Here is a 26,623-nt window from a genome sequence, read left to right as displayed (position 1 = left end):
CACAAAGGTCAGGCGTCTCGGCGATTCGTCACCAACACTGCAGCACCGAAGATGACCGCGGTGAACACGATGAAGTAGATCAGACTACCGATGGGCCCCCAGTGGAAGTCGATGCCACCGTCCTGACCGAGGAAGTTGCTGGTGTTCGCCCACGGCAGGAACGGTTGAACCGCACGACCGAACGAGCCGAACAATCCGAACAGATTCTCGATGACCAACGGCCACAGCAGCAGTAGTGCGATAGCGCCCGCCGACTGTCGAAGCAGCGCACCGACGCCGACCGCGATGATGACCTGAAGGAACGCCAGAATGGCCGTGCCGTAGATGACGCGCCAGGTGCCGTCGGTGTCGAAGCTCAGCAGTCGCCCGGCGTCGGAACCTGCGGTCGCCTTGGCCAGATAGAACGCGCCGAGGCCGAGGACCAAGCTGAGCAAGAAGCCGAACACCCCGATCAGCAGGGCCTTCGAGGTCAGTACTGCGGCTCGGTTCGGGATGGCCTGAAAGGTAGTCCTGATGACACCGAAGCGGTATTCGCTGGTGACTGTCAGTGCCGCCAGAATCATGAGCACCAATGCTCCGAATCCACCGACACCGCTGCCTACTGCCTCGAACGCGGACGGAAAGAAAGGTTCGAAGTCGGGCTGATCACCCTGTGCGAGTTGATTGTTGTAAGAATTGACACCCAACTTGGACGTGATGCCGACGATCGCCGCCAAGCCGAGTCCGAGCACGATGATGGCTATCGTGCACCACCACGGTGACTTGGTCGAGGTGATTTTGATTCGTTCCGCTGCCAGGACACCCATCAGAGTGAACCACCCATCGCTTGCTGAATGTTCGGATCTTCGGCACCTTCGCCGTGGAATTGCACATCGTGTCCGGTGAGCTTCATGAACGCTTCCTCCAACGAGCCACGCTGCGAGGACAACTCGTGCAGCACGATGCCGGCCCGGCCTGCGATGTCACCGATAGCATCGGTGGACGAGTCTACGACGACGAGCGAGGGCTGCAGCTCCTCTGCCGAATCCGGTTCGCGCACGGTCAATCCGGCGGAAGTCAGCGCACTGCGAAGGGCGTCGAGCTGTGGGCTTCGAACTCGGACCGAGGCCTCGGACGCGTGGTCGATGAAATCCTGGACCGACGAGTCGAAGATCAGCTTTCCGCGACCGATCACCACGAGATTCTCTGCTGTCTGTGCCATTTCGGACAGCAGATGACTCGAGACGAGGACCGTTCTGCCTTCGGCTGCGAGGCGCTGCATGAATTTGCGAATCCAGACGATGCCTTCGGGGTCGAGCCCGTTGACCGGCTCGTCGAACAGAAGGACTTTCGGGTCACCCAGAAGCGCACCGGCAAGGCCGAGTCGCTGTGACATACCGAGCGAGAACCCGCCCGCGTTCTTCTTCGCGACGTCGGTGAGGCCGACGAGCCGAAGCACCTCGTCCACTCGAGACTTCGCGATGTCGTTGGACGCGGCCATCCACTCGAGATGTGCCCGCGCAGACCGGTTGGGATGCACCCACTTCGCATCCAGCAAAGCACCGACCGTCCGGAGCGGTTGCTTGATCCTGTTGTAGGGCTTGCCCTCGATCAGCGCCACCCCACTGGTGGGGCGGTCCAATCCGAGGATCATGCGCATGGTCGTCGACTTGCCCGCACCGTTTGGTCCGAGGAAGCCCGTGACGATGCCGGGCTTCACCGTGAAGGTCAGGTCTTCGACCGCCTTGGTGTTTCCGAACTGTTTGGTCAGTCCTTTGACTTCGATCATGGGACTCACTGTCCACTACCGAACTGCCCCGGCACATCACCCCTGAGTCGCGACCTGAGGTCATCCTTTGGGATGACGTGCAGCTACATCGGTGAACTCGCCTGAGCCCAGAAACGTTTCGGTATCCGGCCGGCCCGGCGGGCCTGGTAACCGGCCACGACGGCATACTTCATCGCCGATGCCATGAGCGCAGGGTCTTGTGCCCTGGTGACCGCCGTTGCCAGTAGGACGGCGTCGCAGCCGAGTTCCATCGCCAGCGCCGCGTCGCTTGCCGTGCCGATGCCCGCATCGAGGATGACGGGCACGGTCGCTGCGTCGACGATCATCTCGATGTTGTGCGGATTCGAGATGCCGAGGCCGGTTCCGATAGGTGCACCGAGGGGCATGACGGCGACGCAACCGATGTCTTCGAGTCGCTTGGCCAGGACGGGGTCGTCCGTGGTGTAGGGCAGCACGTTGAATCCGTCGTCGACCAGTTGTTCTGCGGCCTTGACCAATTCGATGGCGTCGGGCAGCAGGGTTCGCTCGTCGGCGATGACCTCGAGTTTCACCCAGTCGGTCTCGAGCGCCTCGCGTCCGAGTTGCGCGGTCAGTACTGCCTCGGCGGCACCGCGACATCCGGCGGTGTTGGGCAACGGTGCGATGTTCAGCCGTCGCAACAGGTCGAGGACACCGGTGCCACCCGCGGCGTCGACGCGACGCATCGCCACGGTGGTCAATTCGGTACCGGAGGCCACGAGGGCTTCTTCGAGAACCGCGAGATTGGCCGCTCCACCGGTGCCCATGACGAGCCGCGAGTCGAACGTCCTGTCCGCGATCTTCAGAGAATCAACCACCCTGCACCGCCGTCAGTACGTCGATGGTCCAGCCTTTGCTCACCGTGGTCGAATCCCAACGGCTCTTCGGTAGCACCACGCCGTCGACGGCGACGGCGATTCCCTTCGGTGGCATCGAAAGATGTTCGAGCAGTTGACGCATTGTCATCTCTTCGGTCAGGAGGTGGTCCTCACCGTTGACGGTGACACCTATTGCCAGGGCAGTCATTGTTTCCTATCTTTGGTGAATCGGGCCGGGTCTGCGGCCTTCGCTTCGATGAGTGCGTCGTCTTCCAGTAGTGCAGCGACGGCGTCTGCGGTGATGGGCATCAACAGGATTCCATTGCGGCCGTGGCCCGACGCGACGATGACGCGGTCGGAGATCTTGCCGATGAGTGGCAACCCATCGGGGCTCATCGGGCGCAGGCCTGCTGCGCATTCGTGAAGTTCGTATTCGCCGAGGCCCGGCATCAACCGCTCTGCGTCGGCGATGAGGTCTCGGACGCCTGCCACGGTGACCTGGGTGTCCTGACCCGATTCGTATTGTGTGGCCCCGAGAACCAGTCCGTCTCCGCGCGGCACCAGGTAGATCGCGCGTCCGTGGACGCTGCCGCGGATCGTTCGGGTCGGGGCGGGTGTGGCACTGGGTCTGCGTCGTAGACGAAGTATTTCGCCTTTGACTGCCCGGACCGGTACATCGGCGAGGAGCGCGGAGGTCTGGGCGCCTGCTGCCAGCACGATGCGGTCGGTAGTCAGTGCGTCGAGATCGGTGACGGTGTCGGTAGAGAATTCGACGCCTGCGTTCGCCGCTGCGGTGTGCAGTGCCTCGAGCAGCATACGGTTGTCGATGGCCAGTTCGGTGGGTGCCAACAGCCCGAGGCGAATGTTCTGGGCAAGGGAAGGCTCGAGCTCCCGGATCTGTGCCCGACCGAGGATCTCGAGCTCGTGCCCCTGCTTCCCGACCCAATCGGCAATGGTTCGCAGATCGGTTGCGTCGGCTGCATCGAGGGCCACTGTCAGTGATCCGGTGGCGGAGAACACCGACGGGCCAGGGAGCGCTCGTGCAAATTCGGGCCATCTGGCGAGGGAATGAGCGCCGAGTTCGAGCAATTCGTGTTCGCCAGGCCACCCCTCGGACAGCGGCGCGAGCATTCCCCCGGCCACCCACGATGCACCGGTACCGACCGACGGATCGTGGAGCCGCACGGACCAGCCGTCGCGCGCCGATCGTGCGGCCACTGCCAGGCCGATCACTCCGCCGCCGACCACGGAAAGACTCTTGGGCACTTCTCTCACCACCTCACTCCCTGCGCCGGCATGATCCGGGTCAGGTATTGACGGTAAGGACGGCGTGTCCACTCTCAGCCCCACGTACCTGGGACTCCCGTGTATCGACTCTCGCCAACAGACTACCGTTGCCGGTGTGCAAAGCGATCGGATCATCCGCAACCCGGAAGCGCGTGAGCGTTTGACATCAGCTCGGCTGTATCTGTGCACCGATGCTCGACGCGAACTCGGCGATCTCGCCCAGTTCGCCGAGGCCGCACTGTCCGGTGGCGTCGACGTCATTCAACTTCGCGACAAGAACTCCGAAGGCGAGCGCACGTTCGGCCCGCTCGAAGCCAAGGACGAGTTGGCTGCGCTGGCAATTCTGTCGGCCGCCACCAAACGTCACGGTGCTCTCCTCGCAGTCAACGACCGCGCGGATCTTGCCCTCGCATCGGGCGCCGACGTGCTGCATCTCGGCCAGGGCGATCTTCCGGTCCACTATGCACGCCAGATCCTCGGCCCCGACGTCGTCATCGGGCGGTCGACACAGAATCGAAGCCAGGCCGCTCTCGCTGCCATCGAGGACGGCGTCGACTATTTCGCTACCGGGCCGATCTGGGCCACACCGACCAAACCGAACCGGAAAGCAGCCGGTCTGGACCTGTTGCGCAGCACCGCGGAATCCGCTCCGACGCGGCCGTGGTTCGCCATCGGCGGCATCGACGCCGAGAACGTCCACGAAGTTCTCGCCGCGGGCGCGAATCGCATCGTCGTCGTACGGGCCATCACCAAAGCTCGAGATCCACAGGCAGCTGCACGGGAGCTCAAGCTCGCGTTGCAGGGCTGACCCGGTAGATCCGAAATGCACGGCTGGCTAGCCGAGCCATCCCAGCACGGTCGACGGCGATAGCACCTGCACCGACGTCGGGATCCGTTGCTGCAGTCCGCGGTCCGCGGTGACCACAGCAGTGAGTGTCGTCGACGCCTGTGCCTGTGATGCGAGCTCGTCGTCCCCGCTGCCGGCGGCGTGGATCACGGGGACTCTGATGTCCTCGAACTGCGCTGCTCGTGCTTCACCTTCGAGTACGGCCTCGATCCGGGTGAGCCAGCCGAAGCCGACACCCGGCAGCTCGACGGTTCGCGGAAGGGTGCCCGCCAGCGAGCTCAGCAACTTGCCTGTTGCGCCGCTGCGATCACGCCACCAACCGTCGGGCCTCGAGCCGAGTACGTTCGCGGTGTCCAGCAGAACCCGTAGCGGGCTGATGCGCAGGGAGGCCCAGCTGGCGGCGAATCCAGGATGTAGGGGCAGTTGATCGACCAGGCTCTCCGGAACCCACCGAAGTTCGGTGCTCTCACCGTTCATTGTGGTGTCGAGTTGGGTGGCCGCGTCGGCGACGACGGTCGTGTAGGACCATCCGCTCGCCATCCGTGCCGTCTCGACTTCGCCGCGTACGAAAACGTTGTCGGCACCGATTCCGGCTTCCTCGTCTGCTTCGCGAACAGCGGCGTGCACGTTGGTTTCGTGCGAGTCCTTTGCGCCACCCGGCAACGCCCACGTCCCGCCTTGATGGCTCCAGAGCGCCCGGTGCTGCAGAAGGACCGTCGGCTTACCGTGCGGCGAAGGCGCCCGCAGTAGTAGCCCCGCCGCGCCGTGCTTGCCCCAGTGCCGCGTGCCGTCCTCACCTACAACCCACCCGTCACCGTCGCCACGCATACCGACACCCTAGGTGAACCTTCCGGTAGGCGTACGGACGGTGGCTCCGGCTTATATGCTCGGTACTGTGATTGTGGTCGGCACTACGCCCTCGGCTGCCGTACCTCCTACGACGGCTGCCGTGACGTCGGAGGCCGATTCTCGACGCGAACTGCAGCGTCTGATTCGGTCGACACCGGCGCGCATGATCGCTCTGGGACTGATACTCATCATCGCGTTCGTGGTCACGGGCACCGTTACTTCCATCTCGGTATCCGAGAGAGCTCGGACTCTGGACACTCTTCTCGTTCGGACCGAGCCACTCGCCAACTCGGCACAGAACCTCTACGGCGCACTGTCCGTTGCCGACGCGGCTGCCTCGACTGCCTTCATCGCCGGCGGGTTGGAGCCCAAGGACGTTCGCGATCGATACACCCAGGCGATCGGAAATGCCGGCACCGAATTGATCCGGGCATCCGACGGGCTCGCGGTTTCGGACGACGAAGCGCGAAGGGTTCTCATGGAGATCGGCGCGGGCCTGCCGGTGTATACCGGACTGGTGGAAACCGCTCGTGCCAACAATCGCAGTGGCAATCCCGTCGGTGCGGCGTACCTGGGTGAGGCGTCGACGCAGATGCAGTCCTCGCTGCTGCCCCGTGCCGAACGCCTCTACGCCGAGCAGGCAGCTCGAGTGGCCAACGACCAGGAACGTTTCGTCAATCCACCGTTCGTGTCGATCGGTCTCATCGTGGTGTGCCTGATACTGCTGGTGCTCGCACAGATATACCTCTCTACCCGCACCCGCCGGAAGCTCAACGCGGGATTTCTCGGAGCGTCCCTGGCGATCGCGATCCTGCTCGGGTGGATGTTGGTGGCGGGGCTGATTTCTTCGATAGCCACCGACCGCGCACTGGACCGCGGTGTTGCTCCGTTGCAGAAACTGACCTCAGGTTTCATCCTGGCGCAGCAGGCCCGCGCCGATGAAACACTCAACCTGATCCGACGCGGAAGTACCAGAGAGTTCGACGCGGAGTTCGCGCAGAACACCGACCGCTTGACCGAACTGTTTGCAGACAATGCCGAGATGACCGGCTCGGTCGCCGCGTGGAAGGCCTCGCATGAGCGGATCGACCAGGCACTCGCTGTCGGCGACTTCACTACTGCGGTCACCGTGGCCACCGGTAACGGTGTTCAGGATTCCTCGACCCAATTCCGCTTGCTCGACACGATGCTCGACGACGGAATCGACGATGCACGTGCTGAACTGCGCGGCAACGTTGTTCGCGCCAAGTCTGTCCTGACCGGACTGGCCTCCGGTGCGATCGTCCTCGCCGTCGCCGCTGCCGCAGCAGTCGGAGCGGGGCTCATTCCGAGGTTGCGTGAGTACCTGTGAAAAGTTCGGTGTCCCTTCGTTTCTCGTTCGCAATCCTCGCTGTCGTCGGTGCACTGATCGCGGGATGCGCAACCGAAGATGCGGTACCGGATGTTCCGGCCGTCAGCTACACCGAACCACCGCTGCCCGACGGCGCAGGCCCCGCTCCCACCGCTTCCGAGCCGTCGATTCCGGATCCCCAGTGCGATCGCCCCACCTCCAGCCTGCGGCCGATACCGCCCGGAGCAGCCGGTGAGAACGCCCCGCCGATGCCGACCGTCGACGCGATCAAAGAACGTGGCCGGTTGATCGTCGGGCTCGATGCCGGTAGCAATCTCTTCAGCTTTCGCGACCCGATGACCGGCAAACTCGTCGGATTCGACGTCGACATCGCGAGGGAGATCTCGCGCGACCTGTTCGGCGATCCGGATCGGGTGGATTTTCGGATAATGTCCTCCGCCGAACGTATCGAGGGACTGCAGGATTCGACGGTCGACATCGTGGTGAAAACCATGACGGTCACCTGTGCCCGCAAAGAGGACGTGTCGTTCTCCACCGTGTACTTCCAAGCGCAGCAACGTGTTCTGGCAGTCAAAGGATCGGGGATCAACGGAGTCGCCGATCTTGCCGACAAGCGAGTATGCGCGGTGGACGGCACGACGTCACTGCGCAGACTGCAGCGCATCGTGCCGACGGCGCAGATCGTCACTGCCTCGATGTGGTCGGATTGCCTTGTCGTGCTGCAGCAACGCCAGGTCGACGCGATCAGCACCGACGACGCAATTCTTGCCGGTCTCGCCTCGCAGGATCCATATCTCGAGATCGTAGGCGCCAGTTTGAGCCCTGAGCCTTATGGTGTCGGAATCAAGAAGGAGAGCGAAGACTTGGTCAGATTCGTCAACGGTACCCTCGAACGGGTTCGCTCGGACGGCACGTGGAATCGGTTGTACAACAAGTGGCTCACGGTGATGGGTACTTCGCCGGGTCCTCCCGCACCTACGTACGTCGACTGATCATGGGCGATCCCGACACACCTACCGGCCCGGCGACGGCTCCGACCGCGGAACCCGATTTCACGGACCGCACCCAGGCCGTCGAGAGACCGTCCGCAGCGGACCGGACCCAGGCAGTGGAGCGAACCCCTGCCTCCGTCCGGCGGTCCGATCGGACGTCGGGGCGTGTGCGATCCGGTCGCACGCGCGGTACCGGGATCAGGCGGCGACTCGGCGCCGGGTTGGTCGAAGTCCCTCGGGTGGATCCGGTGGATCCCGCTACGGCCGTCATGCAAGATCCCACGGTTCCGCAGCGAAAAAGATTCTGCTGGAAATGCAATGCACCAGTCGGCCGAAACGCTGAGGGAGAACCGGACAAGCCGGCCGGAACGTGCAATCGCTGTGGTTCCCACTACGACTTCTCACCACTACTCGAGCCCGGTGATTTGGTGGTCGGGCAGTACGAAGTACAGGGATGTATCGCGCACGGAGGGCTGGGGTGGGTCTATCTGGCGATCGATCGCAATGTCAGCGATCGATGGGTGGTGCTGAAAGGTTTGCTCCATTCCGGCGACGACGAGGCGCATGCCGTTGCGGTGGCCGAGCGTCAGTTCCTCGCCGAAGTCGCGCATCCGGGCGTGGTGAAGATCTACAACTTCGTCGAGCAACCGCGCGCCGACGGCACGAATATAGGTTTCATCGTCATGGAATACGTCGGTGGACGCTCGCTCCGAGACATCCTGCCGACGCAGGACGAGCACAAACGCATGCCGGTAGAGCAAGCGATCGCCTACATCCTCGAGGTGCTGCCGGCGATGGCGTATCTGCACTCCATCGGCTTGGTCTACAACGATCTCAAACCCGAGAACATCATGGTGACCGACGATCAGATCAAACTCATCGATCTCGGTGCCGTCTCGGGAATCGAAGACTTCGGATACCTGTACGGCACAGCCGGGTATCAAGCTCCCGAGATCGCCAAGACCGGGCCGACCATCAGCTCGGATATTTACACCGTCGGCCGCACTCTTGCGGTCCTCACGCTGGAGATGCCCTCGAGCGGGGGCAGGTACGAAGCCGGCATTCCTTCCGCCGACGATCACGAGTTGTTGCGCACCTATCCGTCGTTCCATCGATTACTGCAACGTTCCACCAATCCCGATCCTTCACAACGCTTTTCGACGGCAGAGGTGCTGGCAAGCCAGGCCACCGGGGTGTTGCGTGAAATTTTGGCGTTGAAGACGGGAACCGAACGACCCGGGCTGTCGACGGCGTTCAGTCCGCCGCGTACTACGTTCGGCACCGAGGAATCGGTGGGCCGAACCGACACGTACGTCGACGGGAAGCTCCGTGGCGAGAAGATCAACGGCCGCGAGATCGTCACCGCGCTGCCTGTACCGCTGGTCGATCCCGCCGACCCGAGCGCACCTCTGCTCGCCGCGTCCGTACACAGCGAACCCCAGCAGACACTCGATTCGCTGGCGCATGCACGTCGCAACGGCATCGAGCGCTTCGCCGACGGCTCGTCCGGCGGTCTGGAGATCACGCTCGCCGAGGTCAAAGCACACCTCGACCTAGGTGATGTCGGAGTTGCGAGTTCGGTTCTCAAACAGGTCCGCACCGACGGGAACGATCCCTGGCGGGTCGAGTGGTACGCAGGCCTCATCGGACTGCTTCGTGGCGAATTCGGTTACGCCTCGATGCATTTCGAGAAGGTTCTCGACGCACTTCCCGGGGAGCTCGCGCCGAAGATAGCCCTCGCTGCCACTGCCGAACTCATCAGGGAAGGTACCGAGAAGTTCGACACCGACGAGCGTGAGAAGTGGCGAGCGTATGCCGAGTCGTACTACCGGACAGTGTGGCGAACCAACCGCGCAATCGTCAGCTCGGCATTCGGTCTGGCGCGGCAGATGATGTACCGCGGAGATTTCGAAGGCGCGGTAGCCGCTCTCGACCAGGTACCGATCAGCTCACGCCACTACGCCGTCGCGCGGATGACCAGCGTCCTGGTGATTTTAATGGATCGATCATCGAAAGACCTGGAGGAGAAAGACTTTCGCGAGGCAGCGCGTCGCGTTGCCATGTTGCCGCGTGGGGAGAGCCGTACCCTGCAAATGCGTACGTTGGTGTTGGCGATGGCCGTGGACTGGGTGCGATCCGGGCACGCCGTCGCTGAGGAACGCGAGCCCATCCTCGGCTCTCCGTTCACCGAGTCAGGCCTGCGTACCGGTACCGAAGCGGGTCTACGCGCGCTTGCCCGCAATGCGACCGACCGAGCCCACCGCTACACCCTGGTGGATCTGGCGAACGCCATCAGGCCGCGATCACTATTCTGACTGCACCAGCTGAGCTGCCGCCCGCGCGATAGCCAGTTCCTCGTTCGTCGGCACCACCAGCACCTTCACCGCCGACGCATCGGTCGAGATAACCCGAGCCACCTTGCTGCGCAGCATATTTCGCTCGGCGTCCACTTCGATCCCGAACCCACCGAGGCCGGCCAGTGCGGACGCACGGACCGCTGCGGCATTCTCACCCACCCCGGCAGTGAAGGTGATGGCGTCGAGTCGGCCGAGGTCGAGCATGTAGGCACCGATGTACTTGCGCAAGCGATGGATGTAGACGTCGAATGCCAGGGTGGCGTCGGCATCACCGTCGTCGATGTGTTGCTGCAGTTGCCGGAAGTCGTTGACACCTGCCAAACCCTTCAGCCCCGACCGTCGGTTGAGCAGCTCGTCGATGGCGTCGACCTCCATGTTCGCGCTGCGCCGCAGATGCATGACGACGCCTGGGTCGATATCGCCACTTCGCGTGCCCATCACCAGGCCTTCGAGTGGCGTCAGCCCCATCGAAGTGTCGATCGGCGAACCGCCCCGGATCGCCGAAGCGGATGCCCCGTTGCCGAGGTGCAGAACTATCTGATTCAGATCCTCGCGCCCCAAGAACTCCGCCACCTGTTGCGACACGTATTCGTGAGAGGTGCCGTGGAATCCGTATCGGCGAATGTCGTGCGCTTTCGCGACGTCACGGTCGATCGCATAGGTCGATGCGGCCGCGGGAAGTCCGTGAAAGAACGCGGTGTCGAACACTGCGACGTGCGGCACGTCGGGCAACTGCTGCCGCGCAACCTCGATACCGAGCACGTTCGGTGGGTTGTGCAATGGCGCAAGATTGGAAAGATCCGATATCTGCTTCAGCACACAGTCGTCGATGAGGGTTGGCCGGTAGAACACCTCACCGCCGTGCACCACCCGGTGCCCGACGGCCATGACATCGGACCCCAGTTCCACACCCGCGGCGGCGAGCATGTCGAAAGCGATCGCGAGACCGACCCCGTGATCGGCGATCTCCTGCGTCTTCTTCGTTTCCTCATCGAGGTAGTCGAGGGTCACGTGCCCCTCTGGTTCACCGATCTGCTCCACGAGCCCCGACGCGATGGAGACACCGCTCACCGGGTCGAGAAGTTGGAACTTCACCGAGGACGAGCCCGAGTTGACGACGAGCACACTCATTGTTCGATCTCCTGGGCTTGGATGGCCGTAATGGCAACGGTATTGACGATATCTTCCACCAGCGCACCACGAGAAAGATCGTTCACCGGCTTGCGCAGACCCTGCAGTACCGGCCCGACAGCGATGGCACCCGCACTCCGCTGCACAGCCTTGTACGTGTTGTTCCCGGTATTGAGATCGGGGAAGATGAACACCGTTGCGCGTCCGGCCACCTCGGAATTGGGAAGCTTCGACTTGGCGACCGAGGGTTCGATCGCAGCATCGTATTGAATCGGCCCCTCCACCAGCAGTTCCGGGCTCCGTTCGCGGACAAGAGCAGTGGCTGCGCGCACCTTGTCGACTCCCGCGCCGGTGCCGGAATCACCGGTCGAATACGACAGCATCGCCACCCGCGGTTCGATACCGAATTGTGCGGACGTCTGCGCCGAGGAAATGGCGATGTCGGCCAACTGCTCGGCCGTCGGGTCGGGAACGATGGCGCAATCACCGTATGCGAGAACTCGATCCGACAAACACATCAGAAAGATCGACGACACCGTGTTCACCCCTTCGGCCGTCCTGATGATCTCGAACGACGGCCTGATCGTATGCGCTGTGGTGTGCGCGGCACCGGACACCATGCCGTCGGCGATTCCCTTGTGCACCATCATCGTTCCGAAGTACGAGATATCGGTCATCACTTCGCGGGCACGCTCGATGGTCATGCCCTTGTGCTTGCGCAACTCGGTGTACTCCGCGGCGAATACTTCCGCGTAGTCGGAAGTTGCCGGATCGAGCACCTGCGCGTCGTCGAGTTGGACGCCCAGTTCCGCGGCCCGACGACGGATCGGCCCCTCTTCACCGAGGAGCGTCAACTGCGCCACCCGCCGCTGCAACAAGCGACCGGCCGCACGCAGAATCCGATCGTCGTTGCCCTCCGGCAACACGATGTGTTTGCGATCGGTACGGGCGCGGTGAATGAGCTGGTACTCGAACATTTGCGGGGTCGTGACCGCAGGGATGGTGAGTTCGAGGCGGTCGATGAGTACCTTGGCATCGACCCGCTGTTCCATGAGGGAGATCGCCGTATCGACCTTGCCCTGCGAACCCACCGCCATACGACCACGGGTGTTCGCCGCGGCCGACGCTGTGTCGAACGTTCCCAGTCCGGTCGTCAGAATCGGAAGCCGCGGGCCCAGTCCGGCGACAAGACGCGCGATAGCCGGATGCGGGGAAATCCCGCCATTCATGATGATGCCCGCGAGCGATGGAAAACCCTCTGCCTCGTGCGCATTGACCATGGCCAGAAGAACATCGGACCGATCTGCGGGCGCGATCACGACCACACCTTCGCTCAACCGCTCGAGGATGTGTTCGGCCGTCATGCCGCCGACCATGACCCTCAACGCTTCACGGCGCAACAGCTCGGGGTCGCCGCTGTACATTTCGCCGTCGATCGCCGTCAGCAATTCCGCCATCGTCGGCGCAACGAGCAATGGAACTTCCGGCAAAGTCCACGCAGGCACACCGAGCGGCTCCAGTGCTGCCGCGATCTCGTCGAGCTTGCCGGGATCACACCGGTTGGCCACAATTGCTGCCAGATGCGCATGGTGCGCGCGGAGTTCGGCCTTGCACAGCTCGGCGTACTGCGCGACTTCCGTGACAGTTCTTCCCGAGCCTCGCAACGCCAACAGCACCGGGGCACCCAGATTGGCGGCGATGCGCGCGTTGAATCCCAGCTCACTCGGGCTACCGACATCGGTGTAGTCGCTGCCGACGATCACCACGGCATCGCACTGTTCGGATACCTCGTGGAACCGCGAAACTATCTCACCGAGCGCCATATCCGGATCGGCATGTACTTCCTCGTATGTGACCCCCAACGACTGCTCATACGTCAGATCCGCAGTGGTGTGATCGATGAGCAGTTCGAGGATGTAGTCGGTCTCGGTGGTGGAACGCGCAATCGGCCGGAACACACCGACCCGCGCCGCCGAAGCACACAACATCTGCAGCACCCCGAGCGCAATCGTCGACTTACCGGTGTCGCCCTCGGGTGAGGCGATATAGATGGAGGAAGCAGACTCGGCCATGCCAGCCAGACTAGTCGGTGCTGTATTGACACACTGTTACCCGCAACGGGCATCATGGGTTATGACCCAATCACCATTCCCAGACGTCCGCTGGGGCAGCGAGAGCAGTATGATCCGCAAGCCCGCCATTGCATTCGCGGCAACGAAACCGGGATCGTGGGTCATCCGACACCTCGCCGGGGTGGACCGTCGGCTCCTCGAACGCACCGACGGCAGGTTCACGATCCTCGGGCCCATCGCCGCACCCGTCGTATTACTGTCCACGACCGGCTGCAAGTCCGGCAAGATTCGAAGCAGCCCACTGCTGTACTACCGGGAAGACGATCGACTCTTCGTTGTCGGCAGCAACTTCGGCCAAGAACATCACCCGGCCTGGACGTCGAACCTTCTGAAAGAACCTCGCGCCACCGTTGCTATCGGCGGCCAGCGGATCCCGGTGACAGCAACACCGGTCACCGGCACCGAGAAAGTTCGGATCTACGCCGCGTTCGCCGACATGGTCCGGGCCTACGGTGAATACCAGACCCGGACCGACCGCGATATGCGGATGTTTGCACTGTCGGCTGACGCTGCTTCCTGACCGCTTCAGCCCCACCCACCGCTTCAACGGTCCATTCATACGATCAGATAGCTTGAAGCGCACATTCAAGCAGCCCACATTCAAGCGGCGGACGGTCAGCCCAACTTGCGAAGCCTCGGCGCCAAATCCTTTTCGAACAGTTCGAGGAACCGCTTCTGATCGTGTCCGGGCGCATGGAAGACCAAGTGATTCAGGCCTGCGTCGGTGTACTGCTTGACCTGTTCGACGGCGTCGTCCGGGTCGGAGGCGACGATCCAGCGCTTCGCGACCTGCTCGATCGGCAGTTCGTCGGCTGCCTTCTCCATCTCGATCGGATCTTCGATCGAGTGCTTCTGCTCCGGGGTCAGTGACAGCGGCGCCCAGAACCGGCAGTTCTCCAACGCCAACTCGTGATCGGTGTCGTAGGAAATCTTGATCTCGATCATCTTGTCGATCTCGCCTGCGTCGCGCTCCGCTTTGCCTGCGCCTTCCTCGACGGCCGGGAGCAGCTTGTCGGTGTAGAGCTCCATGCCCTTACCCGAGGTACAGATGAAGCCGTCGCCCGCTCGTCCTGCATATCGCGCTACGACGGGTCCGCCTGCCGCGATGTAGACCGGGATTCCGCCGTCGGGGACGTCGTAGATCGATGCACCCTTGGTGGAGTAGTAGTCGCCTTCGAAGTCGACGCGGTCGCCGAGCCACAGTTCACGCATCAGGCGCACCGATTCACGCAGCCGCGCGAACCGTTCTTTGAAGTCCGGCCACTCGCCCTTGTATCCGGTTGCGATCTCGTTGAGCGCTTCGCCGGTACCGACACCGAGCATGATGCGTCCCGGGTAGAGGCAGCCCATGGTCGCGAAGGCCTGTGCGATGACCGACGGGTTGTAGCGGAATGTCGGCGTCAGCACCGAGGTGCCGAGCTGGATGGTCTTGGTTCGTTCGCCGACCGCGGTCATCCATGCCAACGAGAACGGTGCGTGTCCGCCTTCGTGGCGCCACGGCTGGAAGTGGTCGCTGACTGTCGCCGAGTCCATGCCGTGTGCCTCGGCGAGAACACCGAGTTCGACGAGATCTCGTGGGCCGAACTGCTCGGCCGACGCCTTGTATCCGAGCTTCAGAGCCTGTGCCACGCGCTACTCCTTCGTTAAATGTCACTAATGCCTCGATTGTGCCCTTCCCGCCGTGGCGACGACCACACCGGTCCTTCTCCTACGTGATACCGAGCACGGTGACGACCGCGGCGAGGATTGCGATGGCTCCGATTCCGACGGAGAAAATCCACAACTCTGTCGCCTCGGGCATCGGCGCTCCTCGCTCGAGGGCATGCTTGACCTGCATCCAGCGTCGCAAGCCGACGAAGGCTGCGGCTCCGCCCATCAGGATCAGCGTCAAGCCGAGACCGGTCCGCACCCATCCGGTACTGAAATCGGGAACCAGATGTACGACGGCGATGCCGCCTGCGAGCAAGCCGAGAGCTGTGCGCATCCACGCGAGGAACGTGCGTTCGCTGGCCAGGGTGAAGCGCTCGTCCGGGCGGTCGGGTTGGGTCATGCCCCCCATCGTGCCCCAGTCACCTTGTATTCGAACTCTAGGCAGGCGTGCGCGCCAAGGTCAGCAGAGATTCCTCTCGGAGGACGAACCCGATCGACAGATACAGCCTGATTGCGCCGACGTTCGCCGCCGACGCGTGCAGAAACGGTGTCTCGCCGCGCTCGCGGATACCGTGCCCGACTGCGCGGACGAGCTGGGTAGCAAGCCCTCGTCCGCGATATGCCGGATCCGTACAGACCGCGCTTATTTCGGTCCATCCCGGTGGATGCATCCGTTCGCCTGCCATGGCGACCAGCGCGCCGTCTTCGCGGATGCCCAGGTAGGTGCCTAGCTCGTACGTCCGCGGCAGAAACGGGCCGGGCTGCGTACGAGCGATGAGGTCTTCCATGTCGGCGACGTCGCCGACACCGAGCCGGACAGCCCCCGGCAACGGACGGGTCTCGAGACCACTGCCGTCGAGCTGCACGATCCCGAACTTGTCGATCAGCTCCCAGCCGTCGGGAAGGGTGTGCCCGGTACCTCGAAGCGATACGACGGCGTGAGGCCCGAACAGCGTCCGGATGTCCTTCCAGTCCTGCTCCTCCATCGGCAACGGGTGTCCGAGGAACGGCGCGACCTCGGGGTCGAATCGCGAGACGCGTCCCAGCGTGCGGGCGAACCGCCGGTGCTTTCCGCGCAGCGACGCGACTACCGGATCGTCGAGAGGGTGCACGCTCTGCGTCTCCTCTACTTCCTGTGAACTCACTCGTTCGCCCTTTCTCCTGGTGCTACGACGGTGCAACGTTTCGACGGGCAGTCTCCATCCCGAAAGCCGAGAAACTCCCGATCGCGCCGGAACGGAATCGGCGGTTTTGGTTTGGAACCGTCGGGCATCGGAGAACATGGGTTCAGGACGTGTTGCCTAGCGAAACGAGAGAACATGAGCGACAACATCTACCGCATGACCGAGATCGTCGGAACCTCGACGGAAAGTTCCGACGACGCCATTCGCAAGGCCATCTCCCGCGCTAACTCCACGTTGAACAACCTCGATTGGTTCGAGGTCGTGGAGACGCGTGGACATATCGAGGACGGCGTAGTCGCTCACTTCCAGGTCCTGATCAAGGTCGGCTTCAAGCTCGAATGATCTGACTTGGGCCTGGATATCCCCGAGGACGCACACCCAGTGATGCGTCCTCGGGGACTTTCCGGCTTCGGCCATCGACAGCGGTCACGACTTCCATCGCTTTGCGTGTTCGGCATGCGTCCGCAGATACGCCCCAGGGACGAAATGTGTGTCGTAGAAGTCCAAGTCGATGTTCTGAGCCTGCAGATACATCAGTACATGCACGGTGGGAACCGTGCCGGGCAGCTTCCCGAACGTATCGTAGATGTACGACGCTTCCGCCGTCACGAGTTCCTGCACGGCATCGGCGGGCAGCGCTGCCGACCGCACTGTCGGGGTGTCGGCCCACGGCCCGGGGGTGTCCGGATGGAAGGGACCACCGGGGCCGTACTTGCGGTCGATGTACCGCGCGACGCCGTCGGCGACGGTCGATACGTGCGGCGGGGACAGCGTCTCGAAGTAGCCGGCCAGGCCCGTGGCGTTCGGGAATGCCCAACGCGGATCGGAATCGGATCGAAAGCCCAGGCCAGGAGCGCGCGGATCGCCGGATCCGCCCAGTACCGACAGCCGGTCGAGCCCGTCGAACATCCATCCACCCAGGCCGAGTGCTTGGAGCAGCAGTACGCCGTTGTGTGTGGCCGTCGCCAGCTCCGCGCTCGCCTCGGTGAGCGTGTACTGCTCGACGAACGACAGCGGAACCGGATCTTCGTAATGAGCGAGGTGCGAGAACGACTCGAGTCCTGGGATCGGGCGGTCGTTGACGTCGTCGAATACGACGTATCCGTTGGCTGCGAAGAACGACAGGTTCGCGATCAAGTGTTCCGACAGGTCCGCGACCGGAAAGGCGAGAAGGCTGCCTGGATGGTTCGCGATCCAGGTGTTGTGGCCTTCCATGTACGGCTCCTCGCGGGGAATCTCGAGCCTGGTGTCGGAGAGCCGGACGTAATGATCGACGGTGTGGTTCAGCCAGTTCTCCAGATCGAATTCGCCTTCCAACGGCGGAAGGTCTCGAGTGGGCAGAATGTACGTTCCGGAATCGTCGGTGAAGAACAATTGGCTCGTGTGGAAGCCTGCTGCCGACGGAAACGTCCGTCCGACAGCAGAACCCGAATAGTTGGGAAACTTCGGCGCATATCCCCCGTGCCGGGTGATCCCGTAGTGCCATCCCGTCACCCCGCCGACCACCGAGAGCACCAGCGCCCGCTCGACCTCGGACAGAGGTGTCACGGGATGAGAACTCTTGTACGCCAACGGGCCGTCGGGAATCTCCCCACCGAGGGGAAATCTGCGGGAGCGGCGCCCGGCTATGGCGTCGAGCAGCGGGAAAGAGGCTGCGTCGGCCAGTGCGGCGCGTTGGGAGTCGGTGATGGTCAACCGAGCCATGCCCGGTCCTCCTCTTCGGTCGGTTCCGTTTGTTCGAGTACGAAATTCGCGATCGACGCTGCGGTCCGCCGATGCCCGGTCTCGTTGAGAACGTCGTGGCGAGCACCGGCGATCTCCCGCAGTGTCAGGATCGGGCAAGCGAAGTCAGTGCCGTTGCGTCGTCGCCCATTTCACGAAGTGAGCCGAAATTTCCGCGATCACCGGGCGAGAGTCCGTGACCGAGATGATCGAGCGCCCAGAACTCGACTCCGTCCGAACTCGATGAGTCCGCGAGACGGTGGTACAGGCCGGAATGCTCGCCGTACCCGTGCAAAAACACCACCGACACCCGTGGGACCTCCGCAGCCCACTGTCGGTAGTAAATCGGACCCGATACCCCGTCGAAGAATGGCACGTCCACAACTTCATCACTGCCTCATGCGCGCGTCAACGGTTCGGATCAGTGTGCAGCCGATCCGACTTCGATCAGTAGGACGCCGCCGATGATGAGCGCAATTCCAGCCGTCATGATCCAGGTGAGAGGCTCCTTGAACAACAGCCGGCCGGCAATGGCCGTCAACGCGACCCCGCATGCGGCCCAGACTCCATATGCGACGCCGATGGCCATTCCCGCGGAGAGAGTCAGTGACAGCAGCACGAATGCGGCGACGTATCCCAGCACAACCGGGATCAGCCATAGTTTCACTCGCCCGCCCTCCGACGCTCGTAGTGACAGCGTCGCGGCCACTTCGGTGGCAATCGCACCTGCCAACAACCACCACATCAGAGGTCGACCTTGCGTGCTGCACGTCCTGAGCCGACTTCGACGAGAACCACTCCCCCGATGACGAGGACGATGCCGGCGACCATGGTGACGGTCAAGGGTTCACTGAATACTGCAGTGCCGAGTATCGCGGTCAACGCGATTCCAGCTGCCGCCCAGATGCCGTAGGTCTTGCCGATCGGCGCTCCGGTCCGGAGGATCATCGACAGCAGTACGAACGATGCGCCGTATCCGGCCACCACCACCGCGTACCAGGCTGGGGCATCGAGTGCTGCCTTCAACGACAGGGACGCCGCGACCTCGGTGGTGATGGCAGCCGCCAACAGCGCCCATACCCGTGTACTCACTTCGTTGCCTGCATACCGATGATGGTCCCACCCCGCCGAACCAGCGCCCGCAAGGTGACCTTCGACGACAGTCTCGACCTACCCTGATCGCCGTCTGTGCACATCGGACTTGCTACCGGGTTCGATGTCCCGGATTGACGGATTGAGTCATGTGAATTAACTTCGGTCAGTCACCTGATTTAGAAATTTTTGTTCTATTACCTATATGCCGCGGAGGCACGATGTCCCCACGCTCGGCCGGCACCGCGCCCGCGGTCTCTGATTCCGCGAAAGGCGCCGGCACGGGTCCGATAGTCGCGGTCCTGGCATTCGCGGGCGTCGTCGTCGCACTCATGCAGACCTTGGTCATTCCACTGATTCCCCAACTCCCGACGCTGCTGGACACCTCTGCGACGAACACTGCATGGGTGATCACCGCGACGTTGCTCGCGGGAGCTGTAGCGGTCCCCATGATGGGCCGACTCGGCGACATGTACGGCAAGCGCAGGATACTTCTCCTCGGCCTGGCTCTGCTCGTCGTCGGATCGGTCATCGGTGCGCTGAGCGCGACCGTGGTGCCACTCGTCGTCGGCCGGGCTTTGCAGGGTTTCGCAGCCGGCGTGATCCCACTCGGAATCAGCGTCATGCGCGATGTCCTCCCTGCCAAGAAGCTCGCAAGTTCGGTGGCTCTGATGAGCGCCTCGCTCGGCGTCGGCGGTGCCCTCGGGATTCCTGCGGCCTCACTGATCGCCGAGTACGCCAGCTGGCACTACTTGTTTTGGGCGGCCGCCGCTCTAGGGGTCTTCGTCACCGGCCTGGTCATCGCAGTCGTCCCCGAATCCAAAGTTCGTTCCGGTGGACGCTTCGACTTTGCCGGAGCGGCGTCCCTGTCGGCCGCACTCATCACTTTGCTCCTGGCGATATCCAAAGGTTCGAGTTGGGGATGGACCAGCGCTCTGACGCTGGGAATGCTGATGGTCTCGCTTGCCGCATTCGCATTCTGGGGATGGTGGGAGCTCCGCACCGCAGAGCCGCTGGTCGATCTCCGCGTCGCCGTCGGTCGGCAGGTGCTCTTCACCAACCTCGCGTCGATTTTCGTCGGATTCGCGTTCTTCGCGATGAGCTTGGTCTTTCCCCAGGTTCTTCAGTTGCCGACTGAGACGGGGTACGGGTTGGGACAGTCGATACTCGCTGCCGGCCTTGTGATGGCTCCTTCCGGTCTGGTCATGATGCTCGTCGCACCGATCTCCGCTCACATCACCACAACGAGAGGCCCGAAAGTCACCCTGATGTTGGGGGCGCTCGTCATTGCCGTCGGTTACCTGGTAGGCGCCGTCACACTCGGCTCGGTGTGGCTTCTGGTTCTCATTTCGATCATCATCGGCGCCGGAATCGGTCTCGCGTACGGAGCTATGCCCGCGCTCATCATGGGCGTCGTTCCCGCCTCGGAAACCGGTGCAGCCAACAGCTTCAACACGCTGATGCGCTCTCTCGGAACATCTTTCGCCAGTGCAGTGGCAGGCGTCATCCTTGCGCAGATGACCATCAGCACCGGAACGGTCAGTGTCCCCTCCGAAGCAGCCTTCCATGTGACGATGGCAGTTGCAGCAGGAGCTTCCGTTCTGGCCTTCGTACTCTGCATCTTCATCCCGCGATTCCAGAGTCCGACTACTTCGACAACGGTCGAGTCGGCTGCTGAGGCATTCGAGCCCGCCACCGCGGGGAACTGACGCTCAGCAGGTCCTCCAACAGCCGGGTAGAGCACAATGGTGATGTGAGCTCACCTGAGGAACCGCAGCGTTGGACCTATCTGATGGACATGGACGGCGTCCTCGTGCACGAGGACCACCTCATTCCTGGTGCCGACGTGTTCGTTGCCGAATTGCAGTCGAACGAGATCCCGTTCGTCGTGCTGACGAACAATTCGATCCGAACTCCCCGGGATCTGCGGGCCCGTCTGGAAAGAACCGGACTGGACATTCCGGAGAAATCGATCTGGACTTCCGCGCTTGCCACCGCGAATTTTCTAGGAAATCAGCGACCGGGTGGAAGTGCGTACGTCGTCGGTGAATCGGGCCTGACGACGGCACTGCACGACATCGGTTACGTCCTCACCGACTCCAATCCCGATTATGTGGTGCTCGGTGAAACCCGGACCTACTCCTTCGAAGCGATCACTACGGCAATCCGCCTGGTCGAGAAGGGCGCACGCTTCATCGCGACCAATCCCGACGCCACGGGCCCCTCTCGCGACGGTTCGCTGCCCGCCACCGGATCCGTCGCCGCACTCATCACCAAGGCAACCGGGAAAGAGCCCTATTACGTGGGTAAGCCGAATGCGCTGATGATGAGGTCCGCGCTCCGAAAGATCGGCGGCCATTCCGAGAGCACCCTCATGATCGGCGACCGCATGGACACCGACATCGTGTCCGGACTCGAAGCGGGGCTGCAGACCATCCTGGTGTTGACCGGTATTTCGACCGCAGCGTCGGTGGAGCAGTACCCGTTCCGCCCGACCAAAGTCATCAACTCGGTGGCAGATCTGGTCGGTCGCACCCAGACTCCCTTCTGATGAACCGAGCTACCCCGGACCATTCAGCCGACCTGAACAGTGGCAGGTTCGTGTTGTCCCGCAGCGACTACAGCGTCGAAGCCAGGGGAACCGATCGTTGTTATCCGTCAATCCAGGACGCTGTCGACGCTGTGCGCGCCGGGTACTCCGTCGTCGGGGCGCTACCGTTCGATGTCGCCGACCCAGCGGCACTGGTCGAGCCGCTCGAACTGACCCGGCGGCAGGGTCCGTGGCAGCCATCGGGGACCGTCGTTCCACTGCCGAGCGTGCACATCGGTGGGCAGATCCCTTCCTCGGCGGTGCACGTCGAGCGGGTACGGGCGCTCGTGGAAACGTTGCGAGCGGGCGCCGCACAGAAAGTGGTGCTGGCTCGGTCACTGCAGCTGCACGCGGACGGACCGATCCCCCCACTCTCGCTTCTCGACGCGTTGGTGCGTGCGGACCGACTCGGCAACGGTTTCGCCGTCGACCTGTCCGCGGCCGGCGGTGACTACTCGGGAAAATATTTGGTCGGTTCCAGCCCAGAACTGCTGGTACGACGCCACGGCACCACGGTCACCTGTCACCCGTTCGCCGGCACCGCAGCGCGTAGCGAAGATCCCCGGTTGGACGCGGAGATCGCAGCACAATTGCAGGCGAGTACGAAAGACCACGCCGAACACCGTTTCGTAGTCGAGGAGATTCGAGCGGCGTTGGAGCCGCTCTGCTCAGACCTCGATATCCCAGAACTGCCGCAGCTCAGCAGCACTCCGCAGCTATGGCATCTCAGTACGCCGATCACCGGAGTTCTCCGAGAAGAAACAACAACGGCACTCGAGGTGGCACTCGCCCTGCATCCGACTGCCGCCGTCGCCGGTGTTCCCCGCGGAGCGGCCATGGAGGCGATCGCACGTATAGAAGGTAAGCGCGGCTTCTACGCCGGCACGGTCGGCTGGACGGACGGCACCGGAAACGGCGAATGGATGGTCGCGATCAGAGGGCTCGAGCTTGCAGCAGGCGGACTCTCGGCCGTCGCAACAGCCGGCGGCGGGATCGTCGAAGCATCCGATCCCGACGCCGAACTTGCCGAAACGACTGCAAAGTTCCGGACGATTCTCGCTGCCCTGGGCCTCTAGCCGAACCGACAGTGACGTGCCGAAGAGCAGCTAGCGCAGCGCCTGTTCCAGATCTGCGATCAGGTCCACGGTGTCTTCCAGCCCGATCGAGATACGCACCACGCCGTCGGTAATACCAACTGAGGCACGACCTTCCGGGCCCATAGCGCGGTGAGTGGTCGTCGCCGGATGAGTGATGAGCGATTTCGCGTCGCCTAGATTGTTCGAGATATCGACGATTCGTAACGCGTCGAGGAATTCGAATGCTCGTTTTTTCCCCTCGCCCTCTGCCGCGTCGAGCTCGAACGTGATGACGGTGCCGCCACCGCTCATCTGGGACTTCGCCAGTTCGTACTGAGGGTGCGATTCGAGGTAGGGGTACTTGACCCACGACACCGCCGAATGCCCTTCGAGGAACCGCGCGATCTCCAGCGCAGCCTGCGTCGAGTGCCGCACTCGCACCGGCATCGTCTCGAGCCCCTTGAGCAGAGTCCATGCATTGAACGGACTCAGTGCAGGGCCGGTGTGGCGCATCAGCGTCTTCACCGGTCCGTCTATGTACTCGGCAGACCCGAGGATCGCGCCGCCGAGAACTCGGCCCTGGCCGTCGATGTGTTTTGTGCCCGAGTAGACCACGACGTCGGCACCCAGATCAAGGCTCTTCTGCAACAGCGGAGTCGCAAAGACGTTGTCCAACACCACAGTTGCGCCTGCGGCGTGCGCAAGCTCGGACACTCGCACGACATCGACGAGCGACTGCATCGGGTTCGACGGCGTCTCGAAGAACACGGCAGTGGTCGGAACCGACAGCGCCTCTGCCCACTGATCGTTGTCCTCGCCGTCGACGAAGACGGTCTCCACGCCCCATCGCGGCAGAATTTCGTTGCACACCACGAAGCACGATCCGAACAGACTGCGCGCCGCTACCAGTCGGTCGCCTGCTTTCAACAATGCTCCGAGCGCGGTGAACACTGCCGACATCCCGCTCGAAGTACCGAAGCACGCCTGCGCGCCCTCGATCAGCCGCAGTCGCTCCTCGAACATCTTCACGGTCGGGTTGCCGTAGCGCGAGTAGACGAAATGATCGATCTCGCCCGTGAATGCCTGCTCGGCTGCACCGGCACTTTCATAGACGAATCCGGAGGACAGGTACAGCGCCTCGGAGTTCTCGTCGAAGCCCGAGCGCATCAAACCACCGCGGACCCCCAAAGTTCCCTGACCGACACCCGTGGGCAACGGCTTCTCGAAGCCGCCCCCCTTCGGGATACTCGAGCCCTGCCCGCCACTCATCCGATTCCCCGTCTCGCTCACGACTGCCTCCAAGGCAAGCCTGCCGCACGCCACCCGGTCGCGCCGCGATGGCCTTCGGCGTCGGTTGCGCCCTCGAACCCGTCGAGAACGTTGTACGACGGGCCGATACCGGCAGCGGTTGCGGCGATGGCAGCCCCGATGGATCGCTGCCCGGATCGACACAGGAACACCACCGGACGGGAGCCGTCGACACCGGATTCCTTCAATTGTTCGAGGAAGCGCTCGTTGCGCGCACCATCCGGGTAACCGACCCACTCGATGAGATGCGTCGGCCGCTCGATCGTCGAGGTGTCCGGCACGCCGACATATTGCCATTCCGCGTGGGTACGCACATCCACCAACACTGCATCGGGATCGCTGCGAAGCAGCTCCCAGGCGGCTCGAGGGGTTATGTCACCTGCATAAGTCACGGGTCAAGCCTTCCATATTCGATGGATTCGACATCTCTCATACGTTGCACACCAGCCATTGATCGCCGGAGCGAACGAACTTCCACTGATCGTCGGCCGTGGCTCCGGACTTCGCTTCCTTCGTCGGCACCGTCGCGACGCCTCGGTCACCGTTGACCTGGTAGTCGGTAGGTACGCCGTCGACGGTGGTCTTGCCGTTCTCCTGAACGTATTCGGCCCGGTCGGATCGGTACTGGTCGTCAGTGCCGTTGATGAGCTTCGCAACCTGGTCCGAACACGTCGCCGATCGCAGCAGCTCGGCATCGCCGGTGTTCTGCGCGTCGACGAAATCGGTGATGCTGTCCGTCATCAACTGGGCCTGGGTGATGTTCTCCTCGGCAGGCGCAAACTTGGCGGATAGAAAAATAGCAGCAAGAATCGCAACCACTATCCCGGTTGCCAGCAGGAACGGCCACGCCGACGCCGGACGGCGCCCGTCTGCCTCGCTTGCCGCCTCGGAGGCGTTGTTCTGCGCTTCCTCACGAGAATCGGCCCACTGTTGTCTTCGTTCACGCCACGACGCCATACGAACAATCTTCCTTGTCTTTACGCGCCGAGGTTCGGCCGGGGTTGTCCTGTTGCGGGGCCGATCGGAATGTCACCGCGCAGGGTGATTCGGTGCATCACTCGACGCTCGGTGCCGTAGTCGCGATTTGCATAGTGCGAGGTGCTGCGGTTGTCCCACAACACGACGTCGCCGAGACGCCAGCGGTGGCGGACCACATGCTCGGGCTTGGTGAGGTGCGCATAGAGAAAGTCGAGAATTCCGCGACTCTCGGCCTCGGACACACCGACGATGTGGGAGGTGAATCCCGGATTGACGAAGATGCCTTTACGGCCGGTCTCGGGATGGACCCGTACTACCGGATGCTCGACGGGTACCAGCGCCGTCACCTCCTCGCCGTCCCAGATATTGCCCTTGCCGCCGCGGTTCTGCGCGAGGTAGTAACCGAACTCGCGGTTACCGTCGTGGACCGCAGTCAACTGATCGATCATCTGCCGCACCGGCGCCGAGAGCGATTCGTAGGCAAGCTGACTGTCGGCCCAATTGGTGTCACCGCCGTGCGGAGGTAGTACGACGGATCGCAGAATCGAACCCATCGGCGGACGAGCCATGAACGTCACGTCCGTATGCCAGACGTCGGAGAACCCGTTGTCCTGACTGTCGAGGGCATAGACCTCTTCTGCGACGTCACCGCTGTGGTGGACCGGGTGCCCAGCGGTCAACTCGCCGAGCCTACGACCGAAGTCGATCTGAGCCGAGTCGTCGAGCGATTGTCCGCGCACTACCAGAACTTTGTGCTCGACGAGTGCCTGCCGGACCGCCAGCACCTCGGTGTCGGAAGCCGAGACGATATCGAGTCCGATTATTTCGGCGCCGAAACGCGGACCGAGTTTGTCGAGGGTGAGAGAGACGGCCGTACCGATGGTGGTCATGACTTCCTTGTCTTCTGCGCTGCGGAGTCTTCTACGCTGCGGACCGCGTCATCGGCGGGCTCAGCGAGGCTCTGACCTGGCGGATGTCTACCTGCAGTCTCTCACGCATCAGCGAGTGTGGGAGAGCAGCGAAGGATCCTGGGCGGAGCCGACATGGGTGCTGGATATTCGAACGAAAGGAGAATGGCCGAAAAGGCTCACGAGTCGGGTGTGGTCACCGACAGCACATATTGGTGCAGACACGACAGAAGTCGACGGCTATCCGCCGGACCAAAAATGTCGTGTGCACAGTGCAATTCCTACCTGGAACTGGGCAATAGCGCAATTTCGAAGATTACATGCCGCTGACAGCACAGTGATGAGTACCACCGACCGAGCGAAGTCATGCCTAATTTATGCTGGGGTATCCGTACTTCCCTCGACGAAGGTAGTTCGCTGCACATGACTGATCAGACCCGTCCACTTCGCGTCGCTATCGTCGGCGCCGGACCGGCAGGCATCTACGCCGCCGACGCACTCATGAAGTCCGACTACAACCTCGCCGGCCGCGGCGTCAGCGTCGATCTGTTCGAACGCATGCCCG

General features: G+C 62.8%; 29 protein-coding genes and 1 riboswitch. Of the genes, 10 read left to right on the top strand and 19 right to left on the bottom strand.

Annotation, left to right across the window (positions count from 1 at the left end; translation table 11 throughout):
* Positions 1 to 8: 8 nt before the first annotated feature.
* The 5 genes from O1W68_RS14380 to thiO form a co-directional block, all read right to left on the bottom strand.
* Entirely contained in the window at positions 9 to 806 is a 798-nt protein-coding gene (locus O1W68_RS14380; protein WP_269304609.1) for an ABC transporter permease, read from the bottom strand.
* The gene (locus O1W68_RS14375) at positions 806 to 1,768 is read right to left on the bottom strand and encodes an ABC transporter ATP-binding protein (protein ID WP_269304607.1); all 963 of its coding nucleotides are present in this window, start codon (positions 1,766 to 1,768) and stop codon (positions 806 to 808) included. Before O1W68_RS14375 ends, O1W68_RS14380 begins: the two co-directional genes overlap by 1 nt.
* An 83-nt stretch (positions 1,769 to 1,851) precedes the next feature.
* Positions 1,852 to 2,604 carry a thiazole synthase gene (locus O1W68_RS14370; RefSeq protein WP_269304605.1) on the bottom strand — a complete coding sequence of 251 codons (753 nt, stop codon included), beginning with the start codon at positions 2,602 to 2,604 and terminating at the stop codon, positions 1,852 to 1,854.
* A complete protein-coding gene (gene thiS, locus O1W68_RS14365) occupies positions 2,597 to 2,812 on the bottom strand; it encodes a sulfur carrier protein ThiS (RefSeq protein WP_269304603.1) in 216 nt (71 codons plus the stop codon). Before thiS ends, O1W68_RS14370 begins: the two co-directional genes overlap by 8 nt.
* Positions 2,809 to 3,870: a glycine oxidase ThiO gene (gene thiO, locus O1W68_RS14360; RefSeq protein ID WP_269305344.1), complete on the bottom strand. Its 1,062-nt coding sequence runs from the start codon at positions 3,868 to 3,870 to the stop codon at positions 2,809 to 2,811. Before thiO ends, thiS begins: the two co-directional genes overlap by 4 nt.
* Positions 3,871 to 3,981, bottom strand: a riboswitch (TPP riboswitch).
* A gap of 25 nt (positions 3,982 to 4,006) precedes the next feature.
* Here thiO and thiE point away from each other — a divergent pair.
* Positions 4,007 to 4,699 carry a thiamine phosphate synthase gene (gene thiE, locus O1W68_RS14355; RefSeq protein WP_269304601.1) on the top strand — a complete coding sequence of 231 codons (693 nt, stop codon included), beginning with the start codon at positions 4,007 to 4,009 and terminating at the stop codon, positions 4,697 to 4,699.
* Between the two features lie 27 nt (positions 4,700 to 4,726).
* Here the strand turns inward: thiE and O1W68_RS14350 are convergent, their stop codons facing one another.
* Positions 4,727 to 5,566 (bottom strand): NUDIX hydrolase, encoded by an 840-nt coding sequence (locus tag O1W68_RS14350; RefSeq protein WP_269304600.1) that lies wholly within the window; start codon positions 5,564 to 5,566, stop codon positions 4,727 to 4,729.
* A 67-nt stretch (positions 5,567 to 5,633) separates the two neighbouring features.
* Here O1W68_RS14350 and O1W68_RS14345 point away from each other — a divergent pair, with 67 nt between their 5' ends.
* From O1W68_RS14345 to O1W68_RS14335, 3 genes are read left to right on the top strand one after another with little or no spacing between them, the layout of a single operon-like run.
* Complete coding sequence (locus tag O1W68_RS14345; protein ID WP_269304598.1) at positions 5,634 to 6,938, top strand: hypothetical protein; 1,305 nt, start codon at positions 5,634 to 5,636, stop codon at positions 6,936 to 6,938.
* 8 nt (positions 6,939 to 6,946) lie between these two features.
* A complete protein-coding gene (locus O1W68_RS14340; protein ID WP_442972386.1) occupies positions 6,947 to 7,930 on the top strand; it encodes a glutamate ABC transporter substrate-binding protein in 984 nt (327 codons plus the stop codon).
* Between the two features lie 2 nt (positions 7,931 to 7,932).
* Positions 7,933 to 10,245: a serine/threonine-protein kinase gene (locus tag O1W68_RS14335; RefSeq protein ID WP_269305341.1), complete on the top strand. Its 2,313-nt coding sequence runs from the start codon at positions 7,933 to 7,935 to the stop codon at positions 10,243 to 10,245.
* Here O1W68_RS14335 and O1W68_RS14330 read toward each other — a convergent pair.
* Entirely contained in the window at positions 10,237 to 11,418 is a 1,182-nt protein-coding gene (locus O1W68_RS14330; RefSeq protein WP_269304596.1) for an acetate kinase, read from the bottom strand. The two genes, O1W68_RS14335 and O1W68_RS14330, sit on opposite strands and share 9 nt — an antisense overlap.
* A complete protein-coding gene (gene pta / locus O1W68_RS14325) occupies positions 11,415 to 13,490 on the bottom strand; it encodes a phosphate acetyltransferase (RefSeq protein WP_269304594.1) in 2,076 nt (691 codons plus the stop codon). Before pta ends, O1W68_RS14330 begins: the two co-directional genes overlap by 4 nt.
* Positions 13,491 to 13,551: 61 nt before the next feature.
* Here pta and O1W68_RS14320 point away from each other — a divergent pair, with 61 nt between their 5' ends.
* Complete coding sequence (locus tag O1W68_RS14320; protein WP_269304593.1) at positions 13,552 to 14,070, top strand: nitroreductase/quinone reductase family protein; 519 nt, start codon at positions 13,552 to 13,554, stop codon at positions 14,068 to 14,070.
* A gap of 95 nt (positions 14,071 to 14,165) precedes the next feature.
* On the opposite strand, the gene fgd is transcribed toward O1W68_RS14320, so the two are convergent.
* The 3 genes from fgd to O1W68_RS14305 form a co-directional block, all read right to left on the bottom strand.
* Positions 14,166 to 15,179, bottom strand: coding sequence for a glucose-6-phosphate dehydrogenase (coenzyme-F420) (fgd, locus tag O1W68_RS14315; RefSeq protein ID WP_269304591.1), 1,014 nt, complete (start codon positions 15,177 to 15,179; stop codon positions 14,166 to 14,168).
* Between the two features lie 79 nt (positions 15,180 to 15,258).
* Positions 15,259 to 15,600, bottom strand: a complete 342-nt coding sequence (locus tag O1W68_RS14310) for a YidH family protein (protein ID WP_269304590.1) — start codon at positions 15,598 to 15,600, stop codon at positions 15,259 to 15,261.
* A gap of 37 nt (positions 15,601 to 15,637) precedes the next feature.
* Entirely contained in the window at positions 15,638 to 16,345 is a 708-nt protein-coding gene (locus O1W68_RS14305; protein WP_269304588.1) for a GNAT family N-acetyltransferase, read from the bottom strand.
* A 174-nt stretch (positions 16,346 to 16,519) separates the two neighbouring features.
* On the opposite strand from O1W68_RS14305, the gene O1W68_RS14300 reads away from it, so the two are divergent.
* A complete protein-coding gene (locus O1W68_RS14300; protein ID WP_269304587.1) occupies positions 16,520 to 16,726 on the top strand; it encodes a dodecin in 207 nt (68 codons plus the stop codon).
* Between the two features lie 84 nt (positions 16,727 to 16,810).
* Here the strand turns inward: O1W68_RS14300 and O1W68_RS14295 are convergent, their stop codons facing one another.
* The 4 genes from O1W68_RS14295 to O1W68_RS14280 form a co-directional block, all read right to left on the bottom strand.
* Entirely contained in the window at positions 16,811 to 18,088 is a 1,278-nt protein-coding gene (locus O1W68_RS14295) for a hypothetical protein (protein WP_269304585.1), read from the bottom strand.
* Positions 18,089 to 18,212: 124 nt separating this feature from the next.
* A complete protein-coding gene (locus tag O1W68_RS14290; protein ID WP_269304584.1) occupies positions 18,213 to 18,482 on the bottom strand; it encodes an alpha/beta hydrolase in 270 nt (89 codons plus the stop codon).
* Positions 18,483 to 18,527: 45 nt separating this feature from the next.
* Positions 18,528 to 18,851: a DMT family transporter gene (locus O1W68_RS14285; RefSeq protein WP_269304582.1), complete on the bottom strand. Its 324-nt coding sequence runs from the start codon at positions 18,849 to 18,851 to the stop codon at positions 18,528 to 18,530.
* Positions 18,851 to 19,198 (bottom strand): DMT family transporter, encoded by a 348-nt coding sequence (locus O1W68_RS14280; RefSeq protein WP_269304580.1) that lies wholly within the window; start codon positions 19,196 to 19,198, stop codon positions 18,851 to 18,853. The genes O1W68_RS14285 and O1W68_RS14280 overlap by 1 nt, the downstream gene beginning before the upstream one ends.
* Positions 19,199 to 19,419: 221 nt before the next feature.
* Here O1W68_RS14280 and O1W68_RS14275 point away from each other — a divergent pair, with 221 nt between their 5' ends.
* The 3 genes from O1W68_RS14275 (at position 19,420) to O1W68_RS14265 (ending at position 22,864) form a co-directional block, all read left to right on the top strand.
* Positions 19,420 to 20,907 (top strand): MFS transporter, encoded by a 1,488-nt coding sequence (locus tag O1W68_RS14275; protein WP_269304579.1) that lies wholly within the window; start codon positions 19,420 to 19,422, stop codon positions 20,905 to 20,907.
* Between the two features lie 83 nt (positions 20,908 to 20,990).
* The gene (locus O1W68_RS14270; RefSeq protein ID WP_442972385.1) at positions 20,991 to 21,749 is read left to right on the top strand and encodes an HAD-IIA family hydrolase; all 759 of its coding nucleotides are present in this window, start codon (positions 20,991 to 20,993) and stop codon (positions 21,747 to 21,749) included.
* Positions 21,749 to 22,864 carry an isochorismate synthase gene (locus O1W68_RS14265; RefSeq protein ID WP_269304575.1) on the top strand — a complete coding sequence of 372 codons (1,116 nt, stop codon included), beginning with the start codon at positions 21,749 to 21,751 and terminating at the stop codon, positions 22,862 to 22,864. The genes O1W68_RS14270 and O1W68_RS14265 overlap by 1 nt, the downstream gene beginning before the upstream one ends.
* Positions 22,865 to 22,894: 30 nt before the next feature.
* Here the strand turns inward: O1W68_RS14265 and O1W68_RS14260 are convergent, their stop codons facing one another.
* The 4 genes from O1W68_RS14260 to O1W68_RS14245 are packed head-to-tail and all read right to left on the bottom strand — an operon-like array spanning position 22,895 to position 26,040.
* Complete coding sequence (locus tag O1W68_RS14260; RefSeq protein WP_269305338.1) at positions 22,895 to 24,133, bottom strand: O-succinylhomoserine sulfhydrylase; 1,239 nt, start codon at positions 24,131 to 24,133, stop codon at positions 22,895 to 22,897.
* Positions 24,134 to 24,150: 17 nt separating this feature from the next.
* On the bottom strand, positions 24,151 to 24,564 hold the full coding sequence (locus O1W68_RS14255) for a rhodanese-like domain-containing protein (RefSeq protein WP_269304573.1): 414 nt from the start codon (positions 24,562 to 24,564) through the stop codon (positions 24,151 to 24,153).
* Between the two features lie 37 nt (positions 24,565 to 24,601).
* Positions 24,602 to 25,129 (bottom strand): Rv0361 family membrane protein, encoded by a 528-nt coding sequence (locus O1W68_RS14250; protein ID WP_136171006.1) that lies wholly within the window; start codon positions 25,127 to 25,129, stop codon positions 24,602 to 24,604.
* Between the two features lie 20 nt (positions 25,130 to 25,149).
* Complete coding sequence (locus tag O1W68_RS14245; protein ID WP_269304569.1) at positions 25,150 to 26,040, bottom strand: TauD/TfdA dioxygenase family protein; 891 nt, start codon at positions 26,038 to 26,040, stop codon at positions 25,150 to 25,152.
* 441 nt (positions 26,041 to 26,481) lie between these two features.
* On the opposite strand from O1W68_RS14245, the gene O1W68_RS14240 reads away from it, so the two are divergent.
* A partial coding sequence (locus tag O1W68_RS14240; protein ID WP_269305336.1) for an FAD/NAD(P)-binding protein occupies positions 26,482 to 26,623 on the top strand: 142 nt, incomplete at its 3' end.

Source organism: Rhodococcus sp. H36-A4, from assembly GCF_027158005.1.
Lineage (GTDB): Bacteria > Actinomycetota > Actinomycetes > Mycobacteriales > Mycobacteriaceae > Rhodococcoides.
The sequence above is the reverse complement of the archived record's forward strand: the minus strand, read 5'-3'. Positions and strand labels throughout refer to the sequence as shown.

Excerpts from the sequence above, each read along its gene's own strand:
- O1W68_RS14245 (WP_269304569.1), bottom strand. The coding sequence starts at position 26,040 with ATGACCACCATCGGTACGGCCGTCTCTCTCACCCTCGACAAACTCGGT.
- pta (WP_269304594.1), bottom strand. The coding sequence starts at position 13,490 with ATGGCCGAGTCTGCTTCCTCCATCTATATCGCCTCACCCGAGGGCGAC.
- O1W68_RS14335 (WP_269305341.1), top strand. The coding sequence starts at position 7,933 with ATGGGCGATCCCGACACACCTACCGGCCCGGCGACGGCTCCGACCGCG.
- O1W68_RS14250 (WP_136171006.1), bottom strand. The coding sequence starts at position 25,129 with ATGGCGTCGTGGCGTGAACGAAGACAACAGTGGGCCGATTCTCGTGAG.
- O1W68_RS14375 (WP_269304607.1), bottom strand. The coding sequence starts at position 1,768 with ATGATCGAAGTCAAAGGACTGACCAAACAGTTCGGAAACACCAAGGCG.
- O1W68_RS14265 (WP_269304575.1), top strand. The coding sequence starts at position 21,749 with ATGAACCGAGCTACCCCGGACCATTCAGCCGACCTGAACAGTGGCAGG.
- O1W68_RS14285 (WP_269304582.1), bottom strand. The coding sequence starts at position 18,851 with ATGTGGTGGTTGTTGGCAGGTGCGATTGCCACCGAAGTGGCCGCGACG.
- O1W68_RS14260 (WP_269305338.1), bottom strand. The coding sequence starts at position 24,133 with ATGAGTGGCGGGCAGGGCTCGAGTATCCCGAAGGGGGGCGGCTTCGAG.
- O1W68_RS14300 (WP_269304587.1), top strand. The coding sequence starts at position 16,520 with ATGAGCGACAACATCTACCGCATGACCGAGATCGTCGGAACCTCGACG.
- O1W68_RS14330 (WP_269304596.1), bottom strand. The coding sequence starts at position 11,418 with ATGAGTGTGCTCGTCGTCAACTCGGGCTCGTCCTCGGTGAAGTTCCAA.
- O1W68_RS14380 (WP_269304609.1), bottom strand. The coding sequence starts at position 806 with ATGGGTGTCCTGGCAGCGGAACGAATCAAAATCACCTCGACCAAGTCA.
- O1W68_RS14350 (WP_269304600.1), bottom strand. The coding sequence starts at position 5,566 with ATGCGTGGCGACGGTGACGGGTGGGTTGTAGGTGAGGACGGCACGCGG.
- O1W68_RS14275 (WP_269304579.1), top strand. The coding sequence starts at position 19,420 with ATGTCCCCACGCTCGGCCGGCACCGCGCCCGCGGTCTCTGATTCCGCG.
- O1W68_RS14310 (WP_269304590.1), bottom strand. The coding sequence starts at position 15,600 with ATGACCCAACCCGACCGCCCGGACGAGCGCTTCACCCTGGCCAGCGAA.
- O1W68_RS14295 (WP_269304585.1), bottom strand. The coding sequence starts at position 18,088 with ATGGCTCGGTTGACCATCACCGACTCCCAACGCGCCGCACTGGCCGAC.
- O1W68_RS14320 (WP_269304593.1), top strand. The coding sequence starts at position 13,552 with ATGACCCAATCACCATTCCCAGACGTCCGCTGGGGCAGCGAGAGCAGT.
- thiS (WP_269304603.1), bottom strand. The coding sequence starts at position 2,812 with ATGACTGCCCTGGCAATAGGTGTCACCGTCAACGGTGAGGACCACCTC.
- O1W68_RS14270 (WP_442972385.1), top strand. The coding sequence starts at position 20,991 with ATGGACATGGACGGCGTCCTCGTGCACGAGGACCACCTCATTCCTGGT.